This window comes from Nocardioides humilatus, assembly GCF_008373755.1.
GTDB lineage: Bacteria > Actinomycetota > Actinomycetes > Propionibacteriales > Nocardioidaceae > Nocardioides > Nocardioides humilatus.
Genome location: NZ_VUJV01000008.1, coordinates 188685 through 212163, shown reverse-complemented (window position 1 = coordinate 212163; position 23479 = coordinate 188685). Strand labels below are relative to the sequence as shown.

The following is a 23479-nucleotide window of genomic DNA, read 5'->3' as shown; positions in this document are numbered from 1 at the left end:
TACCTCCTCAGGGCCGACTCGACGCTACGCCCCGACACCTCCCGGTGCCATAGCGAATCGGGGTCAAACAGCCGCGCCCAGCGGCGTCCGGCCGAGGTAGCCGGCGAGCCGGTCGATGGCCGAGGCTCCGTCCGGGACCTCGACCGAGGGGCCGAAGTCGTGGCCGCGCATGGCGGGGTCGGCGAAGGTCGCTTGGCAGAACGCCGCGGTCTCGGCGACCAGTGCGTCGTCCCATGCGACCTGCTGACCGGTGGCGGTCGCGAGGTCCCAGGCATGGATGACCTGGTCCATCGCCGGCAGCTGCAGCGCGAACATCGCGGGGAACTCGCCGAACGGGAGCACCGCGTTGCCGTCGAGGCCCTTGACGCGCCAAGCGGCCACGACCTCGGCCCCGATGGCGTCGTAGGCCGCGACCGCGTCGTCGCCGACGAGGTCCCGGGTGAACAGCGTCGGGTCGACCTCGCCCTGGGTCGCGACGTCGAAGAACATCGTCAGGGCGCCGAGCATGTGGTTGATGAGTCCGCGCACGTCCCAGTCGGTGCAGGGCGTCGGGTCGCCGTACGACGACAGGGGCGCGCCCGCGATGACCGGGCGGGCTTGCGCGATGGATGCTTCGAGCCGGGTGATCGGGTCCATGGTGGTCTCCTTGGTGGGGGTGGGGGTTTTCAGGCGGCGGCCGCGCTGGTCGCAGTGGCTTCGGTCGCAGCGGAGCGGTTCCGGCGGAACACCCGCATCAGGACCGACGGCTTGAAGAACGCGGTCGGTGGGTCGATGAAGCCCGCGACGCGGAGGAACTGCTGGGCGAGCACCGGATCGGTGCGCGCCGCGAGCGTGAGCCTGTCGAGGTAGCTGTTCATGAACTTCATGTCCGGGGTGCGCTTGCCCTCGACCTCGTCGAAGCGCAGGTCGCCGCTGGTCGTGATCTTCCAGGCGACGTCCTCCAGCCCGTGGGCCTTGCGGTAGTAGGCCTTCGGGTCAACCGGACCGCGGCGGAGCATGTCGCGCAGCGCCACGGCCTGGAGCGCGGCCACGGACATGCCCTGGCCGTACATCGGGTTGAACGACGCGATCGAGTCGCCCAGCGCCAGCAGGCCGACCGGGTGGGTCGCGACGCGGTCGTAGCGCCGCCGCCGGCTGTAGGGGAAGTGCGACGGCTGGAACTCGGTGACCGGTTCGGCACCGTCGAGGGCGTCGGCGATCCGGCCGACGGAGAGGGCGCGGGCGAACGCGAGGTAGGCCTCGTCGGTCTTCGCGGGTGCGCCGTCGAGGAGGCCGCCGAGCGTCACGATGTAGGTGCCGTCCTCCTGGAGGATGCAGACACCGAAGTGGGGGGTGGCGTCCGGGGTGATGACCTGGAAGACATCGGCGCCCATCACGTCGTTGGCGAAGCGCCAGCGTCGGGTCAGGTAGGACATCTTGCAGTGGACGCGCTCCTCCTCGGGTGCAGGCAGGCCGAGGCCGGTCAGCCAGTCCGGGAGCTTCGATACCCGTCCAGAGCAGTCGATGACGAGATCGGCGGAGATCTCGTCGGCCGTCCCACCGCCGGTCGGGGTCACCGCCACGCCTCGGACGTGACCGTCCTTGCCGAGCGGGGCGACCACGTCCGTCTGGTCGCGAAGGGTCACGTTGGGCAGCGCCGCGATCCGGGTGCGGACGGTGTGCTCGAGATAGGGACGCGTGATGCCCATCACGACGTTCCCGGCGATGCCGCGCGCCAGCGTGCCACCGCCGATCCACCACCCACAGTTGCCCGACGCGTCGCCCGCGCGCCCGCCACCGGCAACCAGGTCGTCGGTGATGCCCGGGAGGAGGTCCTCGAGGGCGAGCAGTCCACCGGGCTGGAGGGCGTGCGCGTGCCGGCCCTGGGGCACGCCCCGCCGCGGGGCGGGCTCGGTCGGCAGAGCGTCGTGGTCGAGCACAGTGACGCGATCGAAGTAGGGCGCGACGGCTGCTGCGGCGACGAGACCACCCATGCTGGCGCCGATGACGACGGCGTGCGCGCCGTGGCGGGAGGTGCGGGACAGATGGTTCATCGATGCTCCTCGGGAGGCGGGGTGTGCCGGTGATTCGACCCGCCACCCGTCCCGGATCACGCCGGAAAGTTAAATCAATCCGAGCAAATCCGACGCGCTGTTCGGAGCGAATGAAGTCTGTGACCGCGACCGTCGAGACGGAGTACCTTGGCGCCATGTCGGAGCGCACTGCGCCCGGGCGCGAGGTGGGGTTGCTGGCTCGCATCCGCGTCGGTGACGAGTGCGCCCTTGCCGCGGTCTACGACGACTACGCGCCGCTGGTCTACGGCGTCGCACGGCGGGTGACCCGCGACGAGCAGCTCGCCCGGGACGTCTGCCAGGAGGTCTTCACCTATCTCTGGGAGTTTCCCGAGAAGGTCGACCTGACCCGCGGACCGTTGCGGGCCTTCCTCGCGATGATCGCTCACCGTCGTGCCGTCGATGAGGTACGGCGATCAGAGCGGCGCTCTCGAGCCGAGACCTCGTCCGTCGAGCTCGACGTGGCCGACGATGCGAACGGCCCCGAGACCGACGTGGTCGACAGCGCTGCCGCTCGATGGCGCGACGAGCGCCTCGCCGCGGTGCTCGACCTGCTCCCGGAGGACCAGTGCGCAGCCCTGCGGCTCGCCTACTTCGACGGGCTCACCTATCTCCAGGTCGCGACCCGTCTCGGGATACCCGAGGGGACGGCGAAGTCCCGCCTGCGCCTGGCCCTCGCGAGGTTGCGAACCTTGCTCGATCCCGAGTTTCGGGCGGTGATCTAGATGTACGACGACGAGTTCGAGCTCTCGACCCTGCCTCTCGCGGAGGCGGTCGCTGAGGCGCCGCCGGCCGACCTGCGCGCCGCGGTCCTGGCGGCTGCGTGGGGACGACGCGAGCCCGGCCGTCCGACGACACGACCGGGCCGGATTTCCTCCGCGGACGCCTTCGAGCGGTCGGTCGATGACTTCTACGGCCTGCTCGCATCCCTGGGACCGGAGGATGGTGAGCGGCACGCCCACGAGGATCACGGGAGCGTTCACGATCTGGTCGCGCACCTGACAGCGGTCGAGCGGCTCAACCAGCGCTGGCTCGACACCGAGGACGAGGTGGAACTGCTGCCGGACCACGTGGCGGCGACCCGGCCGACGGTCGAGGCGCTGGCGGCCGTGCCGTTCGGTGAAGTGGTCGACCAATGGCATCTCGCCGCCCGGGGTGTCGTCAGCGCCGCGCGCGACTGCCCGCCGTCGTACCCGATCGTCATCCACGACATCCCCGGCAACGTCGATGTGCTGCTGACACTGCGGATCTTCGAGCTGTGGGCGCACGCGATGGACATCGCCTTCGCCACCGACCGCCCGCTGCCCGTGCCCGACGACGAGCGGATGCTGATGATGTCGTCGCGGCTGATGCGGGGCGTGCCCGGCGCACTGCTCTACCGCGGCGCGGTCGTGACCGGCCGGACCGCTCGATTCGTGCTCACCGGCGACGCCGGCGGCTGCTACGACGTCGCTCTCGACGGGGGAGCGGTCAACGGTGCAGAGCCGGACGTCACGATCATCGGCGACGTCGTCGACGTCTGCCGGATCGCGGCCGGCCGGCTCCACCCCGACGGGCTGGACGCGGTGATCGAGGGCGACCACGAGCTTGCCAGGCTCGTGCTCGCCCACATCGACGCGTTCGCCCGCGACTAGCGCACCAGGGCCAGCGCCTCGATCGCGCCGACCACGTCCATCCCGACGCCCTTCTCTAGGAATCGGGTGGCGCCGGCCGCGAGCGCCTTCTCCTCCAGCAAGGACGAGGCGAAGCCCGACAGCACGATCACGGTCGCTCCCGGCGCGACCGCGCGGATCTCGGGCAGCGCCTGCAGGCCGTCCTTCACCGGCATCGCCAGGTCCATGAGGATCACGTCGGGAGCGAGCTCGGCGGCGCGGGCCACCGTCTCCGCCCCGTCGCCGGCCTCGCCGACGACCTCGACCCCGGCTCGCTCGAGCTGGACCCGCAGCAACCGGCGCATGTCCGAGTAGTCGTCGGCGATCAGCACGCGGGTGCCGACGATCGACGGTGTCGGTGCCAGCACGCCAGCGTCGTCGAGTTCCGGGCTCACCGGAGCGCTGCGGACCAGCAGGCCGGGCTCGGGGGCCTCGTCCCCCCGGTCGAGGAGAAGGTCTCCCATCATCCGCCGCGCGGCCTTGAGTGTGCGCTCGAGGTAGGACTCGGCACCTTCCAGGTCGTCGAGCTGCAGCGCCAGCACAGCGGCGCTGATGCCCTGCACGACGTTGTCGTTGATCTCGAAGGCCTGTCGGCGTCGTACCTGCCACTCCCGGAGGCTGGCCGCGAGCTCCTCGCTCTCACGCTCCGCGCTGACCCGCTCGGTGATGTCGACGCAGGTGCCCCGCATCCGGATCGGGTTGCCGTTGTCGTCGGTCACCACCACACCGTTGGTCGCGAGGTGGCGCACCTCGCCGTCGGGTCGGACGATGCGTTCGGTCACCTGCCACGAGCCACCCTGCTGGTAGGCCTGACGGTGCATCTCCGTCACGGTGTCGCGGTCGTCGGGGTGGACCATCGACAAGAACCGCTCGTAGGACGCGTTGAACGACCCGGGCTCGTGCCCGTAGATGCGGTAGAGCTGGTCGGACCAGGAGTTCTTGTCGGTGACGATGTGCCAGTCGTAGTCACCCATGTTGGCCAGGCGCTGCGCGTCGTCGACCCTCTCCCGCAGCTCGGCGAGCGCCGTGCGGCTCTCGGCGAGCTCGATGCGCAGCCGCTCGATCTCCGTGCGGTCCATGCTGCCGTGGTTGTCCATGGATCTACCTCGTTCCCATCAGGTCGAACTCGATGACGGCGCCAGGGCCGTCTGGGCGTGAAAGTGCGCGGATCGAGCCGCCGTGCCGCTCGACGATGCGGCGGCAGGTGCTCAGGCCCAGGCCGGTGCCCGGGATGTCGTCGCTGTGCGCGCGACGGAACGGCTCGAAGATCCAGTCGTGGGCCCCGTCGGGGATGCCGACACCTCGGTCGGCGACCGTCACGACGACTCGACCACCGTGCGTGTGGCACGCGCTCACCGTCACGTCGGGACCCTCGCCGGGGCGTGTGTACTTCAAGGCGTTGCCCAGCAGGTTCTCGACGAGCTGGCGGATCAGCACCGGGTCGCCCCGCACCTCGCCGAGCCGGTTGGTGTGCACGACCTCCTCGGCGTAGTGGTCGCGGGCGACCTGAGCGACGACCTCGGCGAGGTCGACGTCCTCGGGGGCGGCCTCGCGCTCCCGGGCGATCGCGTCGGCGAGCAGGTCGTCCACCAGTGAGCGCATCCGTGAGGACGCGCGGGCGATCCCCTCGAGCATGTCGGCCGAGCCGGGCGGCGGTCCCAGGGGTGCGGCATCGAGCGAGCGGGCGAGCTCGTCGGTCCAGGCGTCGATCACGGTGATCGGTGTGCGGAGGTCGTGGGCGACCCGGTGGGCGAAGGTGAGCAGTTCCTGCCGCTGGTCGTTCTCCTGGGCGAGGAGCTCGGCCTGGAGGACCGCGGTCCGCTCACGCATGGCAACGGGAACGAGGCCGACGACGAAGGTCATCGCCACGAACAGCTGGGCGAGCAGGACGTCGGTGCGCACGTCACCCAGGCCGGAGAAGGGTCCCTTCTCCACGACGGCCAGCCACAACGTGGCACCGCCGACGCCCAGGGTGAGGCTGGCGACCGTGAGCGGCGCGAAGCGCATCCCGGCCCAGACCGTGATGGCGGGCATCAGGAAGGTGACCGGCCAGGTCGTCGCGTAGTCCACGCCGACCAGCGCCGCGGCCGCGGCGAGGAGCACGGCCAGTTCGCCGAGGCTCGCGTCGGGCAACGGGTCGTGCCGGTTGGGGCGCTGGCGCGGGCCGCCGCTGCGGTCGATGAGGAGCAGCGTGGTGATGCCGACCCCGACGACGCCACAGACGTTGCGACCCCACCAGGCCAGCGCGATGACCGGGGAAAGCATGTGGCCGGTGGCCGCGATGGAGGCCAGCCCCAGGACCACGCCGACCAAGCAGCCCACCCCGGTCGCCCCGAGGAAGCCGAAGAGTGCCTGGGGGCTGTCGAGCGGAGCGGGGCTGCGCTCACCCGTGCCCGGGGCCCACCGCCCCAGGAGCACGACGACGACCAGCATCCCGGTCAGCTGAGCCGCGACCAAGAGCACGGAGAGCGTGGGATTCACGCCGGTCGCCAGGCAGGCGACGGTGCCGATGCTGCAGACGACGAACAGGCCGATCCCGCGGGCGACCTCGGACCGCTCGGTCACGAACCACGCGAGCGCGACCCCCGCTGCGGGCCAGACGAGGGCGATCGGGCGGTCGTCGACGATCGATGCCCGACCGACGACGGTCGAGAAGAGGTAGACCCCGAGGAGCCAGGCCCTCGTCGTGCCAGCGTGCGTCAGCCCGAGGCTCACGACTAGAACACCCCGATCGCCTGCACCGTGCGCACGGCGTCCTCGGCGGGCACCCCAGCGCTGTAGAGGTAGCCCTGCGCCTCGTCGCAGCCCCGGGAGCGGAGGTAGTGCTCCTGGTCGCGGGACTCGACGCCCTCGGCGACAATGGAGACGCCCAGCGCGTGACCCATCACGATGATCGCGTCGACGATCGGCGCGTGGGACTCGGCGACGATCTCTCGGATGAACGATCGGTCGATCTTGAGCTTGTCGACCGGGAAGCGCGTCAGGTAGGCGAGGCTGGAGTAGCCCCGGCCGAAGTCGTCGACCGCGATCGAGATGCCGAGGTCGCGCAGACTGCTGAGCAGGTCGAGGACCTCCCAACGGTCATCCATCAAGATGCCTTCGGTGATCTCCAGCTCCAGCTGACTCGGCTGGAGGCCGGAGTCCTTGAGCGCACCCACGACCTCGGCAAACCAGCTCGAGCTGCGGAACTGCCGCGGGGAGACGTTGACGGCGAGCTTGAGCGGCCGGCCCAGTACCCGCTGGAAGCTGGCGACATCGCGGCACGCGCGGCGCAGGACCCAGCCGCCGAGCTGCACGATCATGCCGCTGTCCTCGGCCACCGGGATGAACTGGTCTGGCGGGACCGATCCGTACTCGCGGCTGCGCCACCGGGCGAGCGCCTCGAAGCCTTCGACGCGCCCGGTGCGCAGGTCGACCTGGGGCTGGTAGGCGATCGACAGCTCGCGAGCGCTGATCGCGTGGCGCAGCGCGGACGCCATCGTCATGCGGTCGTTGGTCTCGTCGAGCATCTTGGGGTGGAACCACTGGAAGTTGTTCCGGCCCGAGGCCTTGGCCTGGTACATCGCCGTGTCGGCGTGTTTGAGAAGCGACGAGGGGTCGGTGCCGTGGCGGGGGTAGATCGCGCCGCCCACGCTGACGGTGAGTGCGAGCTCGTGCCCGGCGACGACGACCGGGATCATCAGGTCCTCGAGCAGCTCGTCGATCCGGGTCTCGAGCGCCTCGGCGTCGGCGAGCCCGTCCACGACGATCACGAACTCGTCACCGCCCAGCCGCGCGACCAGCTCTGTGCTCTTGGTCCAACGCTTGAGGCGCTCGCCGACGCGGAGGAGCAGCTCGTCACCGGTGTGGTGGCCGAGCGAGTCGTTGACCCGCTTGAAGTGGTCGAGGTCGAGCAGGAGGAGGGCGATCTCGGTGCCTTCGCGGTCGGCCTCGTTGATCGCGCCGCGAAGGTGCTGCACCAAGGTCGTGCGGTTCGGCATCCGGGTGAGACCGTCGTGCGTGGCGAGGAAGACCACCTCGGCCTGGGCCTCGATGCGCTTGGTGATGTCGTAGGCGACCGCCAGATAGCCGGTCAGCTCGCCCGAGCTGTCGGTCAGTGCGGTGATCGCCTCGTTGACCGGCACGCTGAGGCCGTCGCGGCGGCGATAGGTGCGCTCGCGCTCGTCGCCGGCGGCCGCCGCGAGCGACTGGGCGCTCTCACCGTCCGGCGCGGAGTCGCCGTGGAGGTCGGCGAGGCGCGCTCCGACGAGCGCCTCCTGGCTGAACCCGAGGAGCAGCTCCGCCGACGGGTTCGCCGCGAGGATGACTCCTTCGGGATCGGTGGCGAGGACGCTGAACGGGATGCTGTCGAGGATCGAGCGACGCAGCGCCCCTTGGCGCGCCTCGTCCTGGGAGGCCTGAGCCTCGAGGCGCTCGGTGATGTCGATGACGGAGGCGAGCACGTAGTGGTCGGCGCCGATGTCGATCGGGTTGAGCCCGATCTCGATGGGGATCTCGGAGCCGTCCCGGCGCAGCCCGTATAGTTCGCGGCCAGCGCCCATCTCGCGACGGTCGGGCCGCTGGAAGAAGTCGCGTCGGAAGCTCACGTGCCGGCCGCGGAAGCGCTCGGGCAACAGGTCCTCGACTCCCATCGACAACAGCTCGTCGCGGGAGTAGCCGAAGGAACGCTCGGCCTGTGAGTTCACGAGGACGATCCGGCCGCGGTCGTTGACCATGATCATCGCGTTGGGCGCGGCTTCGACAACGTGGAGCAGACGCTGCTGCTCGAGAGGGTCGGCGTCCGCACGCGACCCGGCGTCGCTGTGCTCCATGGCTGCTCCTCCGGTGGGTCGACTTTCTCGAATGTAGGGGCGCGGGACCGTGGTCCGTGGCCGGTTGGGACCACGACGGGCCACATCGAACCGATCGGCGTGGTCACCCCGACCCATTGGGACTAGGTGACCCCTGGACGATCGGACCGAATGGGCGTTCGGACAGTGCTAGAGCAGGTCGTACGACCTAACGTCAGTCGGGAAGGAGTGATCCATGGAGGGGTTCCGACGGACGGTTGGTCTCGTCGTGCTGGGCGCGGCGGTCGCCGGCGCTGGTGCGGTGGGATGGCTGGGCCTGCGCGCCAGCGTCGTGCTGGCGATCGGCTGCACCCTCGCCTGCCTCGGCATCGTGCTCGAGGCGGAGATCCGGGTCGCCGAGGGTGTTCGCCGACGCGGGCGGAGCGACCAGGCGCCCCTGGCCCCCCGGCTTGTCATGGCCGAGACCCGCGGTGACTACGCCGGGCCCGTGACCATCACCGCGCTGATCCCTGCGCACAACGAGGAGTCCCGCATCCGCGCGACCCTCGCAGCGCTCAAGGCTCAGACGCATCCTCCCGACCGGATCATCGTCGTCGCCGACAGCTGTACCGACTACACCGTGAGCATCGCCCACGCGTGGGGGGTCGAGGTCCGCAAGACCGAGGGCAACGAGCACCAGAAGGCCGGTGCGCTCAACCAGGCGCTCGAGCTGCTGCTGCCCGAGCTCGGCGACAACGACGCCGTACTCGTGATGGACGCCGACACCGTGCTCGATCCCGGCTTCGTGCAAGCAGCCGTGCGTCGGCTGTCCGATGACCGTGCGCTCATGGCGATCGGTGGCCAGTTCTTCGGCGAGACCGGAGGAGGGTGGCTGGGCCTCTGCCAGCGCAACGAGTATCTCCGTCTGAGTCGCGACGCTCGCCGGCGCCGGGGCGGTGTCGTGGTGCTGAGCGGGACCGCGTCGGTGTTCCGCCCCCGTGCGCTGCGCACGATCGCGGCCCACCGCGGCAGCCTCCTGCCCGGGAAGAAGGGCGATGTCTTCGACACCGTCACGCTCACCGAGGACGACGAGCTCACCTTGGCTCTGCGGTCACTCGGTGCTCTCATGATCTCGCCGCCGCAGTGCGCCGTCGTCACCGACGTGATGCCGACCTGGGCGTCGCTGTGGGTCGAGCGTCTGCGCTGCCAGCGCGGGGCGCTGGAGAACCTGACGGCGTACGGCGTCCGGCCGCACACCTACCGGTTGTGGGCCCGCCAGCTCGGCATCGGCTACGGGGTCGTGGCGATGGCGTCCTTCGCGCTCCTCATGGGCACCGTCGCCATGTCGACGGAGAGCTGGACCTGGTTCCCGCTGTGGATCGGGCTCGCCCTGGCGGTCGCCACTGAGCGGGTGATCACGGTCTGGAGCGGTGGCTGGGCCTCGCGCGGAGTGGCTGCCCTGGTCCTGCCCGAGCTCGCCTACGCATCGTTCCTCGGGGCGGTCTATGTCAAGGGAGCGCTCGACATCGCGGGGCAGCGCAAACCGAAGTGGCGCGGCGCACTTCCCGACTCCGGAGGCCTGGGCGCGCTGCGGTAGCCCGAGGGATTTCCCTCTTGACCCGCCTCGCCGGGCGCGAGGAAGGTGTGGCCGTAAGGCGGATCGGGCCGCAAAGCAGCCCTTCCGATTCGGGGTCACGATGAACAGCTCCCGCTCCGCCCGCGCCCGTCTCGCCTCAATCGCGGCGATGTCCTTCGCCGTGGCGTCCCTGACGCTGACCACGTCGCCCGCCAACGGTGACGTCAGCGACGCGAGTCTCGCGCCCCCGCCGACGTACACGATCGACGACGTCACCATCACCGAGGGCGACACCGGCAACCAGGCGCTCCTCTTCGTCATCGCGCGCACCGGCGACCTGGCCGCCGCGTCGTCGGTGACCTTCGAGACGTCCGAGGGCAGCGCGGCCGCGAAGCGCGACTTCACGGCGTGGAGGCCGAAGGCCATCAAGTTCAAGGCGGGCCAGGCATCGGCAACGGTGAAGGTGAAGATCAAAGGGGACAAGGTCCCCGAGTACGAGGAGTTCTTCTACGCCTACTTGTCCGCCCCGGTGGACAGCGTGCTCACCGACACCTATGCCCAGGGCACCATCTTGAACAACGACCCTGGGGAGCCTCCGGTCTACACGATGGGTTCGGCGCAGCTCGTCGAGGGCGACGCGGGGCAGACCAACATGCTTTTCACGATCCACCGCAGCGGGGACCTGAACTTCGCCGGCTCGGTGAAGTACTACACCCTCGGTCTCTTCGGTCATGCCGAGGCCGGTGAGGACTTCGTCAACAAGAAGCCGACCAAGGTCAGCTTCCCGGCCGGTGTCGCGGACAAGGTCGTCAAGGTCGCCATCAAGGGCGACGTCGAGGTCGAGATCGACGAGTACTTCCACGTGGCGCTCACCGACCCGGTCAACGGGGATCTCAATTTCTTCCCGTTCGGCTACGGCCTGATCCTCAACGACGACTGACCGAACACGCGGTTGCGCCATCCCGATTCCGGCAGCCCGGGTGCCCTGGGGTAATGTTCCCACCGCTTCGGACGGCGATCCCGGACGGAGCTTCGGGCTGTGGCGCAGCTTGGTAGCGCACTTGACTGGGGGTCAAGGGGTCGCAGGTTCAAATCCTGTCAGCCCGACAAAAAGACCGGCTCTGACCTGCGGAAACGCGGATCAGAGCCGGTCTTGGTTTCGAACCCGAAGGCGCTATTCACCACTTAATCCCGAAGTATTCGGTCCGCGGTCCGGGTCCGGGTCAGCCAGTTCCTCCAGGACATGCGCCACGTCGGCCGCGATCGCGGGTTTGGAGATGTAGAACTCACGGGTGATGGCGGGGGAGGAGTGGCCGAGCTGTTGGGAGGCGGTCTCCGCGCCGACCCGCTCTGAGATCAGGGTCGCTACGGTCTTGCGGAAGGTGTGGGGCGTGACCCAGTCCAGGCCCGTGTCCTGGCGGATCTGCCTCCAGCGGCGCTCGACGTTGTTGACCTGCTGCCAGGTCCCGTTCCGGGTTGGAAAGACCGCGTCGACGGGGTTATGTCCTTTCGACTTCCGCCGGCGTTGGAGCACAGCGACCGCGAAGTCGGGCAGAGCGACTGTCCTGACGCTGGCGTCCGACTTGGGAGTGGCCTTGCGGTAGGTGCCTTTCCCCGGCTCGGTCTTGATGGTCCCGTTGATCGTCAGGTTGGGGCGAACGGTTGAGAGTGAGACGTCGACCCAGCGCAGTGCGAGGATCTCGCCGATGCGAGCTCCGGTGGCGAGCATCAGGTCGATGATGTCGGCCATGTCGCCATTTGCCTTCGGTCCCGGGCGCTGCTTGGACGTCCATGCTCGGAGTGCCTCGCGAACCGTGTTGAGATCCTGGAGCGTCAGAGAACGAGTCTCTGGCCTGTCCCGGTGGATGCGCGAAGTCTGCTGAACGGGGTTCACCACGAGCGCGTCGTGGCGGACGGCCAAGCCCAGCATCGCCCCCATCACGACCTTGGTCTTGCGCTGTCGGCTGGTGCTCGTCGCGCGCAGGCGGACCAGGAAGAGGTCGAGTCGGCTGGTGGTCAGCTCCCGCAGGCGGAGGCCGCCAAGCTCCGGGACGACCACCTTGGTGAGCACACGCTCGTACTCGTTGATCGTTGTGGCTTCGATGCGGCCTTCCTCGCGGAGGTAGGCCAACCAGAGTGCAGCGAGCTTCGCGACGCTCGTGTCGGCGGTGATCGCCTGTTGGGTCGGTGTCGCCCGGTCGACCAGCTTCTCGCGCAGCGCACGCTCTGCCGCGGCGATCGTCGTTCCTGTGGCCGTGACCTCTCTTGTGACGCCGTCCCTGTCCCGGATCCGAGTCCGCGAGCGGTAGGCGCCTTCGCGGACCCGTGTCGTCCGGATCGCGCCCCAGGTGCCTACCGAGGTTGGCGGGCGTCCGTGTCCCATGTCGTCACCCCTCCTCAGCGCGGCCGGCTGGCGCGGGACAACGACATGCCGTCGCGCCGCACGGGGATGTCCGGGACGTCGTCGAAGCTCTCGAGGTGCTCCGCGACCCAGGCGTCCAGGTCCGAGCGCCGGTAGCGCAGGCAGCCGCCGAGCTTGACCGCGCGCGGACCGAAGCCGGCCCGGCGGGTCCGCCAGGTGTAGAGGGTCGCCTTCGGGATCGAGAGGTACGCCGCCGCCTGGTCGATGGTGAGGATGCCGCCGTCCACGCTGGTGTCGATCGTCGTGCTCATCATGTGCTCCTTCGTGGTCACGAGGACAGGTTTGCCCTCATGACTGGAGGTGTGCACAACGAACCGCGCCACCTGTGGACCAAGGGCGTCGAAAGGCCCCCTGTCCACGCGGAATGCCCGGGGGACGGCCTCCAGCTTGCTCGAGTGCGCACTCCAATGACGCCGGTACTTGAAGCCGATGACCTGGCGGTTCAAATGGACGGCAGCGTCGGCGCTCAGAGTCCAGGCGGGGTGAACGACCACCTTTGCTCAGCCAAGGCCCCGCATGTCGCGATGCGCGTGGGTTTGCTGTGGCTTGATCCTGTAGCCAGAGGTCGCAGGTTCAAATCCTGCCCCCGCTACCAAATTCAGGCTCGGAATCTACGGATTCCGAGCCTGAAAGCATTTAGAGATTTGATCAAGTGTCCACTTACGGCTGAGTTATCCGGACAAGGCTCGACGCCGCCCGGGTTCGTAGCCGCCTCCCTCGGCTGAACGCGTGCCGATGACCGCTCGCTGGTCAGTTGTCTCCATGACTGACCTCACCGCACCCACTGCAAAGGCACTGATGGGGGAGTGGCAGCTAGCGCTCACCGCCGAGCGCAAGAGCCCCGCCACGATCGCCCTCTACCTCGACGCCGTCGGCCGCTACCTGATCTGGGCCGAGACCCGCGACCTTCCGCCGATGCGACGCACCAGCCTGCAGACCTGGATCACCGACATGCTCGACGCCGGCCGCTCACCCAGCACCGCCCGGATCCGGCAGCAAGCCGTACGCCGCTACGCCGCCTGGCTCACCGCAGTCGGGCACCTCGACGCACCTCCGTTCCAGGGCATGAAGTCACCCAAGCTGGACCACCCCGTCGTCGACCCGCTCACCATCGCGGAAGTACGTGCCCTCCTGCTCACCTGCCGACCCGACGGCGCAGACGGTCCCGAGACACCCCGCCCGCTCCGGCACGTCCGGGACGAAGCGATCATCCGGCTGATGGTCGAAACCGGCATCCGGCTCAGCGAAGTCATCGCCCTCACGGCCGACGACCTCGAACTCGCCACCGGCCTCGTCACCATCCAGCGCGGCAAAGGCGGACGCGGCCGCATCATCCCCATCGGGCCGGCCACCACCGCCGCGATCCACGACTACCTCGCCGTCCGCCGCATCCAGGCCCACGCCGACCGCGAGCAGCTGTGGCTCGGCGAACGCGGCTGCGGCCTCGTGGGCGACGCCCTTTACCGCTCGCTGCGCCGACGTGCCGAGCCTGCTGGCATCGTCGGGTTCCGGCCGCACCGACTCCGCCACACCGCTGCCCACCGCTGGCTCGCAGCGGGCGGATCTGAGTCCGGCCTGATGGCCATGGCTGGCTGGACCCGTGTCGAGATGCTCATCCGCTACACCCGTGCCAACGCAGGCGAACGCGCTGCCATCGAAGCCCGACGCCTCGATCTTGGCAACCTCTGATCCTGATTTCACGGACCAGCAGGAGTCCGGTGCGTAATTCTCTGTAGACCCCGGATTTCGGTTGACTGCACTTACTGCACATGGTTACAGTTATTGCAGTTATTGCAGTTAGTTGCACCTGTGTCAGTTAGGAGTGGTCGATGCCCGAGGTCCTGCCGGACGACGTTCAGGCGTTGCGTGATGCGTTGGAGTCGTCGCCCGAGGAAGTCACGGTCACTCTCAGCCTGACACGGAGGAGTGCCGAGAAGGTCCTCGAGTTGCTGGAGGCGGAGCATTCGACTGGCGCAGTAGTAGTGCCGGTGAAGGACCTTCTCACCAGTACCGAGGCCGCCACCATGCTTGGCATGTCACGTCCGACGCTCATGAAGCTCGTCGAATCGGGAGCCATCGACCATGTCCGGGTCGGGACACACCACCGAATCCCGATGCGGGCGATTGTCGAGCTTCAACGCCGACGCCAGGTGGAGCACGAGGAAACGTCAGCGGCTGTTGAGGAATTCCGAAGCAACATCACCTTCGGAGGTCCCAAGTGACCTCGGCGTCCTACCAGCAACTGGATCCAGTCCAGTTCGTCCAGCCGCAAAGCAGGCTTCTCATTGACACGAACGTCTTCATGGAGACTCGCCCGTCATACGCAGGAGGCCTGAAGCCGCTCTTTGAGCGGTGCAGCGAGGCGATCCGCACCCACGGCAACCCGATCGTGGTGCCGACCAAGGTCCAGGACGAACTGAACAAGAACTCGGTGAGGTTGCGCAGCAAGGACCCCGACAAGGCCACCAAGGCCGCCAACGCCCTGGTGTTCCTGCAAAGCGCCAGCGAGATGGGCCTGATTCGCAAAGATCTGGGGGACGGCTCCAACCCCTACGCCGACGACCTGTTCGTAGCCCTCTTCGAGAAATTCGCGGACACCTACGAGATGTGCTTACTCACGTTCGACGTCACCCTCAAGCTGCGGATTCGCCTCCTTGCCCGCAAGACGGGGCGTCGACTCGTCGCTGGCTACCCGACCCGGACCGGAGAGCTGTCGGTAGAGAGCGACGCCGAGCTCTATCGGAAGGGGATGGAGAAGCTCGCCGAGCGAAGGGGCGGGGAGCGCGAGATGACCGTGCTCGAACCGTTGCTAGCCGAGTTTCGCCAGGTGTTCGGCTTCGACGAAGGCGCATCGCCGAAGCCGCGCGCGACGACGCTCCTGGCGAAGCGCCGGGATGCCCAAGTCAGCGGAGTCGTGCCGTTCTCTGCGGACGCCAAGATCAAAGGGGGCGACAGCCTTTTGCCGGTGGGCACGTTGCCGATCGAGGGGAGTCTCGTGCATTGGGCTTCGGCGAACGAGCGTGGCAGCTTCGTCTTGGGAGCCTTGTTGGGCACGGGCGGTGAAGGGAGCGTGTACGAGGGTCAGCGCAACACCGTCGTCAAGATCCTCGACAAAGACCACGTCACCCAGCACCGCAAGGAGAAGGTCGACCTTCTCGTGCATCGGGGGATTCGCTCCATGGGCGTCTGCGCGCCGTCGGCCGTGGTGCACAACGAGTCGGGCGAGTTCGTCGGCTATGTCATGCCGAGGGCCGCGGGTAGGGAGTTTCAGCGGACCATCTTCAACCCGAAGCGGTTCAAAGAGGCATTTCCCAAGTGGCGGAAGCAGGACCTCGTCGATGTGTGCATCGCGTTCTTGGAGGAGGTCATTTTCCTGCACGCCCAGAACATCCTCCTCGGAGACATCAACCCGAAGAACCTGATGGTTGACGACAAGAAGCGCGTCTTCATCATCGATGCGGACTCGTGGCAACTCGAGGGCTACCCGTGTCCGGTCGGAACTCCGATGTTCACGGCGCCGTCGCTGCTTGGGACGTCCTACTCCGAGCGACTGCGCACCGTGGAGGACGAGAACTTCGCCATCGCCACCATGCTCTTCATGATCCTCATCACCGGACAATTCCCCTACATGCGCAAGGGGACGGATGGCGACATGGTGAAACTCATCAAGGAGGGCAACTTCGCGTTCCAGTACGAGAACAGAAACGATCGCAACCAGCCGGACGGCGACTGGAAATTCATGTGGAGTCACGTCCACAAGCCGGTGAAGGACATGTTCTGGCACACCTTCCACAAAGAGGGACGGCGCTACCGGAAGCGCCCCACTGCGGCTGAGTGGCTCTCGGTGTTCAAGGACTACCAGGCGTTCCTGAAGGGCAAGACGAACTTCGATCCCATGTCGAATGACGTTTACCCAATCCGCAACAAGGCGTTCAGGCCGGACACCCCGATCGTTGATTGCCCGCAGTGCCAACGCCGACACGCCATCGCGGGTATCTGGAACGACGACGAGAACGAATACTTCGTACCGCCGCTCTGCAACAAGTGTCGGGTCTCGCCGGCCGGCAGGACGGGTGCAACTCGATCCGCCATGGTCCAGTGCAGGGATTGCAGCACGACCTTCTCCAAGAGCCAGGCGAAGTACGGGCGGTGCCCGGCTTGCGCGAAGAAGGACGATGAACGCCAAGCTCGGTCCAAGAGTCTGGATCTGTCTCGACTCTGCGCGCGATGCCAGAAACCGTTCATCACCTACGGCAACGTCGATTGGCACATGAAGCAGGGCAAGCCGATCCCGACTACTCACAAGGCTGGCTACGGCGGCACCTACCCGGCGGGGTGCGTCCCGGCAAAGGCCACCCAAACTCGACCGAATAGCAAGGCGTCGACGTCGACGGCCAGTCAGCCAGCCAAGAAGAAGGGCTTCTGGGCGCGGCTGTTCGGTCTCTGAGCGGACATTCCGTCCCACCAGATCAACCCTAGAAAGGAACCAGCAATGGCAACACTCAACATCGGGGCCGACGATCTCGTCGACAACCCCACCCCGCGCGTCCCCGTGTCCCTCTGTCTCGACACCAGCACTTCGATGAGCGGTTCGCCGATCGAAGAACTCATCCGAGGCGTCAACCTCTTCTACGACGCCATCGACGAGGACGACGACGCCCATGACTCGGCCGAGATCAACCTCGTGGAGTTCAACTCCTCAGCTGGACTGATCCACGACTTCGCCAGCATCGAGCGTCTGCAGCGCATCTCCTCGCTCACCGCCAACGGGAGCACGGCAATGGGCGCCGGCGTGAACCTCGCCTTGGACACGTTGGAAAGCCGGAAGGCGACCTACTCGGGCAGTGGCGTCCTCTACTACCAGCCGTGGCTGGTCCTCATGACCGACGGCGGCCCGACCGACAACATCGACCTCGCCGTCAAGCGCGTCGTGGAGATGGTCGAGGCCAAGAAGCTCACCGTGTTCCCTATCGGCATCGGAAGCGGCGCCGACATGAAGACCCTGGCCCGATTCAGCCCCAACCGTCCTCCGCTCCGCCTCGACGGGCTCAAGTTCAAGGAGTTCTTCGAGTGGCTGTCGAAGTCGGTCTCGCGCGTTTCGCGCTCGACTCCCGGTGACACCGTGAAGCTCGACCTCGAAGGCCTTGCAGGGTGGGCGGAGCTCTAGGTGTTCAAGGAGTTCCACTATCAGGTCAGGGGCCATGGGCACCTGCGGGATGGCACGCCGGTCCAGGATCGGACCAAGTACGTCTCCCGCGATGGAGTGCAGGCGCTCTGCCTCGCCGATGGCGCTGGATCTGCATCGCACTCCGAGTTCGGTGCCCAGGCAGTCGTGGACGAGGGGTGCCGGCTACTCGTGGAACGGTTCCACGAGTTCGCGGCTAGCCCTGACGGCGGACAGGTCAAGGTCGACCTCCTCTCGCGTCTTCTCGACAAGCTTCAGCGGGTTGCCGAGCGCCACGGCTGCGAAGTGGTCGACCTTGCGGCTACCTTCGCTTGCGTCGCGACTTCGGGGGACAGGTTCCTCGGCGCACACGTTGGCGACGGCGTTGTGGGCTACCTGAAGGATGGGAACCTTGCGGTGATCTCGGCCCCCGACAACAGCGAGTTCGCCAACCAGACGACGTTCGTTACGTCCAGTGGGGCACTGAAGTCCATGCGACTCTTCCGTGGTTCCCTGGCCGGCGTAGCGGGATTCGTGCTCATGAGCGACGGTACGGCCGAGAGCTTGTTCAGCCCGCGCACCGGCGAGTTGGCGGCCGCCTGTTCAAAACTGATTACTGCGGTGGGAACCGCCCCCGCGCAGCAGGGCAAGAACTCCGAGTACAGGAAGCGGTTGCGAAAGCTGGTCGACATCCGGATCCGCAACGCCACGAAGGACGATTGCTCGATCGGAATCCTGGGACGCTTGGAGACGTCATGAGCACCGACGAAGCGGTGGCCTCGGAGATCGCACGTCGGATCGACCAGCTTCGCGTGGACCTGGATCGCATCCGTGTCGACTACGCAGAGATCTTGGTGCACCTGTCCAAGCTGTCGACGACGGAGACCGAACCAAAGAAGCGCAGGGCGATGGAGTTGCTGGCGACGGTCGTCTCAACGGATTACGAGATGAAGCTCCTGCTCTTCAAGGCCCTGGCAGAACCAGAGGATCGGGAGGTCTGGGAGAAGTACCTCGTGCTGGCAATCCAGACGGCCGTTGACGAGCTCCCTCGTCGGGTCGGATCGGATCACCGCGACGCGGGCAGGGACTTCAAGGAGGCCCTGAAGCCAATGAAGAGTGATGTTGTGTTCATGCATGACCTCGGCGTGATTCGCGACAGGGTCGCGGCACACCACGACCTGACCAACGGAGACCACTGGCAGGCGCAGTGGCACTTGGCTGCGATCGCGAACAAGCGCGCGGGACATTCGGTGCTCAGGAGCAGCGTGGTTGTGCACGCGTCGACGGTTCTCGCGGCGCTGGATGAGTTGGGCCGAGCCCTCATTCAGGAGGACCGTGGCCTTCTGCCGCCGAGGCCGCGCCACTCGGCCGACAACCATGGGTGACCGATCGCATTGTTCCGAGGCAGCGAGATTCGATCTGTGGCCATCAATGCTCCAGAAACGACCGGATCTTGTCGGCACCAGTCGGGTAACCTGAGGTCTGGAAGCGAGGGCGAATCCCTCACAACACCGAGCGAATCGGTAGCTTCCGAGACTTGTCGGTAGTCCTCGCGACGTCCACGAAGGCGCCCAGAGGATTCTGGTTCAAATCCCAAGGGGCTCGTGCGCCGCTTCAGGGCACGACTTCTTCGAGGTCGCACCGAGGGCAGCGCTATCGGTCGCGGGCCGGGAGGATCCACCAAACCCTTGGATCCGGGGCTGCGATAGCACGATGGACCGGGACTGGCTGGCGAGGTACCCGCGACCACTGGTCACCATCACGGGTTCCTCGGGTCTGGTTCCTCGGGCTGACGCGCCAGCTGTTGCCGGGCCACCACGCCCGCACTTGCTGGAGGGTGCGTGGAACGCCCAGGGTCTAGGCATTCACACGCCCCGGTTGTAGATCGGCGCAGAGCTGGTGTTTCACAAGAACCGAGTCCGACGGCGACTCTTGGTGCGTGCCCAACACCCGTGGAACCGTGACCGCAGTGCTCGTCGGCGCGCTGCTCAGCCTCGCCCTGCCCGGCGAGGCAGGAGCACAGGGGCGATCTCACTCTGCTGGACCCCGATACCACGAGTACGTCGCCCTCGGTGACTCCTGGAGCGCCGACGTGTTCACGTCACTGCCCACCTCTGAGTTCGTTCCGATCGACTGCGCCCAGTCACCGACCAACTACCCGCACCAGGTCGCGGCGCGCCTGAAGGTCCCGGTGTTTCGCGACGCGACCTGCGGCAGCGCCACGAGCGAGCACTTCGTGGAGGCCCAGAGCCTCCCTCTCGGGGGAGTCAACCCGCCTCAGTTCGACATGCTGCGCAAGACCACAGACCTGGTCACCGTCGGGATCGGCGGGAACGACATCGGGCTGGCCGACGCGGTCCTTGGCTGCCTGAACCTCCTGCCGGCCGACCTGCTCGGGCTGCCGGCACCGCTCGGAGCACCGTGCAGCAATGCCTTCAGCACAGGGGACAAGGACCGCTTCCGTGAGGCCATCAAGGTGACCGAGCCGAAGCTGCGCATGCGACTCAGGCAGATCCATCGCAGGTCACCTCGAGCGGACATCTTCCTGGTCAACTACCTCAACGGTCTGCCCACGTCGGGCAAGGGCTGCTGGCCGATCGTGCCCATCACTGATGCCGACATGGCCTACCTGCAACGCACCTTCCTCCTCCTGAACGCGATGCTGGAGCGGGTCGCGAAGGCGGACAAGCACACCCGACTCATCAATACCTACACCCCGACGCTCGGCCACGACTTGTGCCAGCCGTCCGGGACCAAGTACGCCGAGGGGCTGATCCCCTTGGCGCTGGACAACCCCTTGCTCCTCGCCATCCCGTTTCATCCGAACCAGCGAGGAGCGGACGCCCAGGCACGCATCGTGACCCGCTCTATCTCGCGGAACTGAACCGCCCGCACCGGACGGTCGAGTCACTGGGGACTCGATCGTCCGGACGGGACTCACCAAACCCTTCAACGCCACAGGGAAGCCTCATGACGAAACTCGATGTACCTATCGCCAACCCAGCCGTGCCCTGGCCGCGCCGCCTGTTGCGGCGCGAGCTCGACCACTACCCGACCTTTGGCCCGCGGGTGGTGAGCCTGTCGATCGTGGTGCTCACGACGGTGCTGTTCTACTACCAGTACTACGTCATCAGCAGTGTGAGCACGGCGGTCCTTCGCGAGACTGGCATGTCATTCCTCTTCTTCGTGGGCATCAACGTCGTCTCGGTCGTCGCCAGCGCGATCACGTCCCTGGCGGCCGGGATCACCGACAAGTACGGCCGGGCCAACGTAATCGTGTGGGGGGTCCTCGGGTGTGCGCTGGTCTGCGTGTTCGGCATCAGCAACGCACACACGACCATGAGCGTGGCGGTCTGGTACACCGTCCTCGGCGCGCTTGAAGGCGTCGTGTTGGTGGCTACACCCGCACTAGTACGTGACTTCAGTCCGCAGCTCGGTCGGGCCTCCGCCATGGGCTTCTGGACCTTGGGACCGGTGCTCGGCTCCTTGATCGCCACCGCGGTGGTGAGCAACACCTCAGACCACCTCGCCAACTGGCAGGACCAGTACGTCATCGCGGGCGTGGCTGGACTGGCCGTTTTCGTCGTCGCCCTCTTAGGCCTGCGCGAGCTGTCGCCCGAACTCCGTGACCAGATCATCGTCAGTGACAAGGACCGCGCCCTGATCGAGGCCCGGGCCAAGGGGATCGACGTCGAGGCAGCCGTGAAGAACCCGGTCAAGCAGCTGATGCGGCTGGACATCCTCGGCTCGGCGATCGCGATCAGCCTGTTCCTGTTCATCTACTTCGTCGCGGTCAGCTTCTTCCCGCTGATGTTCCAGACCGTATTCGGCTACTCCGAGTCCCGCGCCAACTCGGTGACCAGCTGGATGTGGGCGTTCCAGGCCGGCTCTCTGATCGTGGTCGGGCTGCTCTCCGACAAGCTTCGTGTGCGCAAGCCCTTCATGCTGGTTGGTGGTGTCGGCGCGGTGATCTCCACGATCGTCATGATCGACGTGACGGGGGACCCGACAACGAGCTACACCACCTTCGCCGTCGTGATGTCGGCCATGGCGGTCTGCATCGCGCTGGTGTTCGCGCCGTGGATGGCCAGCTACACCGAGACCGTGGAGTCGCACAACCCGGCACTCACGGCGACGGGCCTGTCCGTCTGGGGCTTCACGATCCGGCTGATCGCTGGTGTCGCAGTCTTCCTGGGACCCGCCATGGTGACGAGCGCGACGACGCTGGTCACCGACGGCGAGCAGGCCGCAGCCCTCGCAGCACGGTACGAAGCGGAGCTGGGCACGGCGGCCAAGATCGACCCGGCCGTCCAGGATGCGCTCGCTGAGAACCCCGACGACCAAGCTGCCCAGGTGGCCGCCCTCAGTCAGGTCTCCGGGTTGGAGCCCGCAGTGGTCGCGAAGGCGGTCGAGCTGAGCACGACGCAGGGCGACGCACTTGCCGCCGGACAGGCACTCAGCCCGGACACCGCTTCCGCCCTGCTTGCCGACCCGACCGATCCAGCTGCCGGTGCTGCGGCCGTCGGCGAGGTCACCACCGCACTCGGGATCACCCCGGAGGAGGCGATGCAGCGACTCCAGGCGCTCGCCCAGATCCCGCCGGCTGACCTCGGGCTCATCATGCAGAACGGCCCGGCGGTCCAAGCCGCGGCGGCCCAGCTGACGGCCCTGGGTGCCGTGCCGGCCGACGATATCGCTCTGCTCACCAAGGTCGACGAGGCGCTCAAGGATGCTCCTGGCCAGTGGCAGAACTACTTCTGGTTCGCCGTCGGCGGCGAGATCCTCTTCATCCCGCTGATCTTCATCATGGCCGGGGCCTGGAGCCCTCGCCGAGCGCGCGAGCTGGAAGAGGAGCACGAGGCCCTCGTCGCAGCGGAGCTCGCCAAGTTGGCAGGAGCTGCGTCATGAGCGAGATGCGTGTCGTCGCACTTGGTGCGCACGTCTTGGACACCCTGGTCCGCCCGGTCGAGCAGATCCCATCCGGGCAGAGCGGTGAGCTGGTCGAGCAGATCAAGATGACCGCCGCCGGCCCGGCAGGCGGCACCGCAGTAGTGCTGTCCAGGCTGGGCGCCGCCGTACAGAGCGCCGGAGCCGTCGGGACGGACGCACTGGGGGACCTGCTGCTCGCGCTGCTGGCCCGGGAGGGGGTGGACACCTCGCTGCTGGTACGGCGGGACGGGGTCCAGACCTCGGGCAGCGTGCTGCCGATCCGGCCCGACGGGTCTCGGCCCGCATTCCACGTGATCGGTGCCAACGGCAGCTACGAACTGGAGGACGTCCCCTGGGACGCCATCGCAGCAGCAACCCACCTGCACGTGGGCGGCCCCGAGTTCCTCGGGGAGATGGCGGTCAAGGTGCTGTCGTATGCACGCGATCACGGCGTCACGACGTCGGTCGACTCGTTGGCACCCGCGGACCCGGGCTTCTTCGAGCTGTTCGCGCCTGTGCTGCCCTTCGTCGACTACCTCCTCCCGAACGATGAGCAGGTGCTCGGCTGGACCGGCACCGATGACCTGGTTACCGGCTGCCAGGCTCTGCTGGCACGTGGTGCCGGGTGTGTCGTCGCCACCGCCGGTGCCGACGGGGCAGTCGTAGTAGCCGGGGACCTCATTGAGGCAGTGCCGGCGTTCGCCGTGGACGTGGTCGACACCACGGGATGCGGTGACGCCTTCTCTGCCGGGTTCCTGCGAGCCCTCTCGCTCGGGTATGACGCACGCGACGCAGCCTCCTTCGGGTGCGCCACCGCGGCACAGGTCGCAGGCGGGCTCGGCAGTGACGCCGGCAACTACGACCTCGACTCCGTGCTCGCGTTCGTGGCCTCGGACCCCACGCCGGTGGGCTGACG

Annotated in this window: 20 protein-coding genes and 1 tRNA gene; 14 read left to right on the top strand and 7 right to left on the bottom strand. The window is 67.4% G+C overall.

Annotated features, from left to right (window positions below; translation table 11 throughout):
* Positions 1–63: 63 nt before the first annotated feature.
* Both F0U44_RS20355 and F0U44_RS20350 read right to left on the bottom strand, forming a co-directional pair.
* Positions 64–636, bottom strand: a complete 573-nt coding sequence (locus tag F0U44_RS20355) for a TIGR03086 family metal-binding protein (protein ID WP_149730207.1) — start codon at positions 634–636, stop codon at positions 64–66.
* Between the two features lie 29 nt (positions 637–665).
* Complete coding sequence (locus tag F0U44_RS20350; protein ID WP_149730206.1) at positions 666–2033, bottom strand: FAD-dependent oxidoreductase; 1368 nt, start codon at positions 2031–2033, stop codon at positions 666–668.
* 155 nt (positions 2034–2188) lie between these two features.
* On the opposite strand from F0U44_RS20350, the gene F0U44_RS20345 reads away from it, so the two are divergent.
* Together F0U44_RS20345 and F0U44_RS20340 are read left to right on the top strand one after the other, a co-directional pair.
* Complete coding sequence (locus F0U44_RS20345; protein ID WP_149730205.1) at positions 2189–2776, top strand: RNA polymerase sigma factor; 588 nt, start codon at positions 2189–2191, stop codon at positions 2774–2776.
* Complete coding sequence (locus F0U44_RS20340) at positions 2777–3685, top strand: maleylpyruvate isomerase N-terminal domain-containing protein (protein ID WP_149730204.1); 909 nt, start codon at positions 2777–2779, stop codon at positions 3683–3685.
* Here F0U44_RS20340 and F0U44_RS20335 read toward each other — a convergent pair.
* From F0U44_RS20335 to F0U44_RS20325, 3 genes are read right to left on the bottom strand one after another with little or no spacing between them, the layout of a single operon-like run.
* Positions 3682–4800 carry a response regulator gene (locus F0U44_RS20335; protein WP_149730203.1) on the bottom strand — a complete coding sequence of 373 codons (1119 nt, stop codon included), beginning with the start codon at positions 4798–4800 and terminating at the stop codon, positions 3682–3684. The genes F0U44_RS20340 and F0U44_RS20335 overlap by 4 nt on opposite strands.
* Positions 4801–4804: 4 nt before the next feature.
* Positions 4805–6418 carry an ATP-binding protein gene (locus F0U44_RS20330; RefSeq protein ID WP_188113588.1) on the bottom strand — a complete coding sequence of 538 codons (1614 nt, stop codon included), beginning with the start codon at positions 6416–6418 and terminating at the stop codon, positions 4805–4807.
* Positions 6419–6420: 2 nt separating this feature from the next.
* Positions 6421–8514, bottom strand: coding sequence for a putative bifunctional diguanylate cyclase/phosphodiesterase (locus F0U44_RS20325; RefSeq protein WP_188113587.1), 2094 nt, complete (start codon positions 8512–8514; stop codon positions 6421–6423).
* Between the two features lie 214 nt (positions 8515–8728).
* Here F0U44_RS20325 and F0U44_RS20320 point away from each other — a divergent pair, with 214 nt between their 5' ends.
* The 3 genes from F0U44_RS20320 (at position 8729) to F0U44_RS20310 (ending at position 11155) form a co-directional block, all read left to right on the top strand.
* Complete coding sequence (locus tag F0U44_RS20320) at positions 8729–10069, top strand: glycosyltransferase family 2 protein (protein WP_149730200.1); 1341 nt, start codon at positions 8729–8731, stop codon at positions 10067–10069.
* Between the two features lie 100 nt (positions 10070–10169).
* On the top strand, positions 10170–10988 hold the full coding sequence (locus tag F0U44_RS20315; RefSeq protein WP_188113586.1) for a Calx-beta domain-containing protein: 819 nt from the start codon (positions 10170–10172) through the stop codon (positions 10986–10988).
* Between the two features lie 93 nt (positions 10989–11081).
* A tRNA-Pro gene (locus F0U44_RS20310) sits at positions 11082–11155 on the top strand.
* A 67-nt stretch (positions 11156–11222) separates the two neighbouring features.
* Here the strand turns inward: F0U44_RS20310 and F0U44_RS20305 are convergent.
* Positions 11223–12431: a tyrosine-type recombinase/integrase gene (locus F0U44_RS20305; RefSeq protein ID WP_149730198.1), complete on the bottom strand. Its 1209-nt coding sequence runs from the start codon at positions 12429–12431 to the stop codon at positions 11223–11225.
* A 14-nt stretch (positions 12432–12445) separates the two neighbouring features.
* Positions 12446–12742: a helix-turn-helix transcriptional regulator gene (locus F0U44_RS20300; RefSeq protein ID WP_246160693.1), complete on the bottom strand. Its 297-nt coding sequence runs from the start codon at positions 12740–12742 to the stop codon at positions 12446–12448.
* A 490-nt stretch (positions 12743–13232) separates the two neighbouring features.
* Here F0U44_RS20300 and F0U44_RS20295 point away from each other — a divergent pair, with 490 nt between their 5' ends.
* The 9 genes from F0U44_RS20295 (at position 13233) to F0U44_RS20255 (ending at position 23477) form a co-directional block, all read left to right on the top strand.
* Entirely contained in the window at positions 13233–14159 is a 927-nt protein-coding gene (locus F0U44_RS20295) for a tyrosine-type recombinase/integrase (protein WP_149730197.1), read from the top strand.
* Positions 14160–14299: 140 nt separating this feature from the next.
* Positions 14300–14692, top strand: coding sequence for a helix-turn-helix domain-containing protein (locus F0U44_RS20290; RefSeq protein ID WP_149730196.1), 393 nt, complete (start codon positions 14300–14302; stop codon positions 14690–14692).
* Entirely contained in the window at positions 14689–16917 is a 2229-nt protein-coding gene (locus F0U44_RS20285) for a protein kinase domain-containing protein (protein ID WP_149730195.1), read from the top strand. The genes F0U44_RS20290 and F0U44_RS20285 overlap by 4 nt, the downstream gene beginning before the upstream one ends.
* A 45-nt stretch (positions 16918–16962) precedes the next feature.
* The gene (locus F0U44_RS20280; RefSeq protein ID WP_149730194.1) at positions 16963–17637 is read left to right on the top strand and encodes a vWA domain-containing protein; all 675 of its coding nucleotides are present in this window, start codon (positions 16963–16965) and stop codon (positions 17635–17637) included.
* Positions 17638–18393 (top strand): PP2C family serine/threonine-protein phosphatase, encoded by a 756-nt coding sequence (locus F0U44_RS20275; RefSeq protein WP_149730193.1) that lies wholly within the window; start codon positions 17638–17640, stop codon positions 18391–18393.
* Positions 18390–19019: a hypothetical protein gene (locus tag F0U44_RS20270; RefSeq protein WP_149730192.1), complete on the top strand. Its 630-nt coding sequence runs from the start codon at positions 18390–18392 to the stop codon at positions 19017–19019. The genes F0U44_RS20275 and F0U44_RS20270 overlap by 4 nt, the downstream gene beginning before the upstream one ends.
* A 554-nt stretch (positions 19020–19573) precedes the next feature.
* Positions 19574–20518, top strand: coding sequence for an SGNH/GDSL hydrolase family protein (locus F0U44_RS20265; RefSeq protein ID WP_149730191.1), 945 nt, complete (start codon positions 19574–19576; stop codon positions 20516–20518).
* Positions 20519–20604: 86 nt separating this feature from the next.
* The gene (locus F0U44_RS20260; protein WP_149730190.1) at positions 20605–22542 is read left to right on the top strand and encodes an MFS transporter; all 1938 of its coding nucleotides are present in this window, start codon (positions 20605–20607) and stop codon (positions 22540–22542) included.
* Complete coding sequence (locus F0U44_RS20255; RefSeq protein ID WP_246160691.1) at positions 22539–23477, top strand: carbohydrate kinase family protein; 939 nt, start codon at positions 22539–22541, stop codon at positions 23475–23477. The genes F0U44_RS20260 and F0U44_RS20255 overlap by 4 nt, the downstream gene beginning before the upstream one ends.
* The last annotated feature ends 2 nt before the right edge of the window (positions 23478–23479 follow it).

What these genes read in the sequence shown, in the direction of transcription:
- F0U44_RS20320 (WP_149730200.1), top strand. Translation starts at nt 8,729, where the DNA reads ATGGAGGGGTTCCGACGGACGGTTGGTCTCGTCGTGCTGGGCGCGGCG.
- F0U44_RS20345 (WP_149730205.1), top strand. Translation starts at nt 2,189, where the DNA reads ATGTCGGAGCGCACTGCGCCCGGGCGCGAGGTGGGGTTGCTGGCTCGC.
- F0U44_RS20260 (WP_149730190.1), top strand. Translation starts at nt 20,605, where the DNA reads ATGACGAAACTCGATGTACCTATCGCCAACCCAGCCGTGCCCTGGCCG.
- F0U44_RS20295 (WP_149730197.1), top strand. Translation starts at nt 13,233, where the DNA reads ATGACTGACCTCACCGCACCCACTGCAAAGGCACTGATGGGGGAGTGG.
- F0U44_RS20350 (WP_149730206.1), bottom strand. Translation starts at nt 2,033, where the DNA reads ATGAACCATCTGTCCCGCACCTCCCGCCACGGCGCGCACGCCGTCGTC.
- F0U44_RS20270 (WP_149730192.1), top strand. Translation starts at nt 18,390, where the DNA reads ATGAGCACCGACGAAGCGGTGGCCTCGGAGATCGCACGTCGGATCGAC.
- F0U44_RS20340 (WP_149730204.1), top strand. Translation starts at nt 2,777, where the DNA reads ATGTACGACGACGAGTTCGAGCTCTCGACCCTGCCTCTCGCGGAGGCG.
- F0U44_RS20280 (WP_149730194.1), top strand. Translation starts at nt 16,963, where the DNA reads ATGGCAACACTCAACATCGGGGCCGACGATCTCGTCGACAACCCCACC.
- F0U44_RS20315 (WP_188113586.1), top strand. Translation starts at nt 10,170, where the DNA reads ATGAACAGCTCCCGCTCCGCCCGCGCCCGTCTCGCCTCAATCGCGGCG.
- F0U44_RS20255 (WP_246160691.1), top strand. Translation starts at nt 22,539, where the DNA reads ATGAGCGAGATGCGTGTCGTCGCACTTGGTGCGCACGTCTTGGACACC.
- F0U44_RS20355 (WP_149730207.1), bottom strand. Translation starts at nt 636, where the DNA reads ATGGACCCGATCACCCGGCTCGAAGCATCCATCGCGCAAGCCCGCCCG.
- F0U44_RS20290 (WP_149730196.1), top strand. Translation starts at nt 14,300, where the DNA reads ATGCCCGAGGTCCTGCCGGACGACGTTCAGGCGTTGCGTGATGCGTTG.
- F0U44_RS20305 (WP_149730198.1), bottom strand. Translation starts at nt 12,431, where the DNA reads ATGGGACACGGACGCCCGCCAACCTCGGTAGGCACCTGGGGCGCGATC.
- F0U44_RS20325 (WP_188113587.1), bottom strand. Translation starts at nt 8,514, where the DNA reads ATGGAGCACAGCGACGCCGGGTCGCGTGCGGACGCCGACCCTCTCGAG.
- F0U44_RS20335 (WP_149730203.1), bottom strand. Translation starts at nt 4,800, where the DNA reads ATGGACAACCACGGCAGCATGGACCGCACGGAGATCGAGCGGCTGCGC.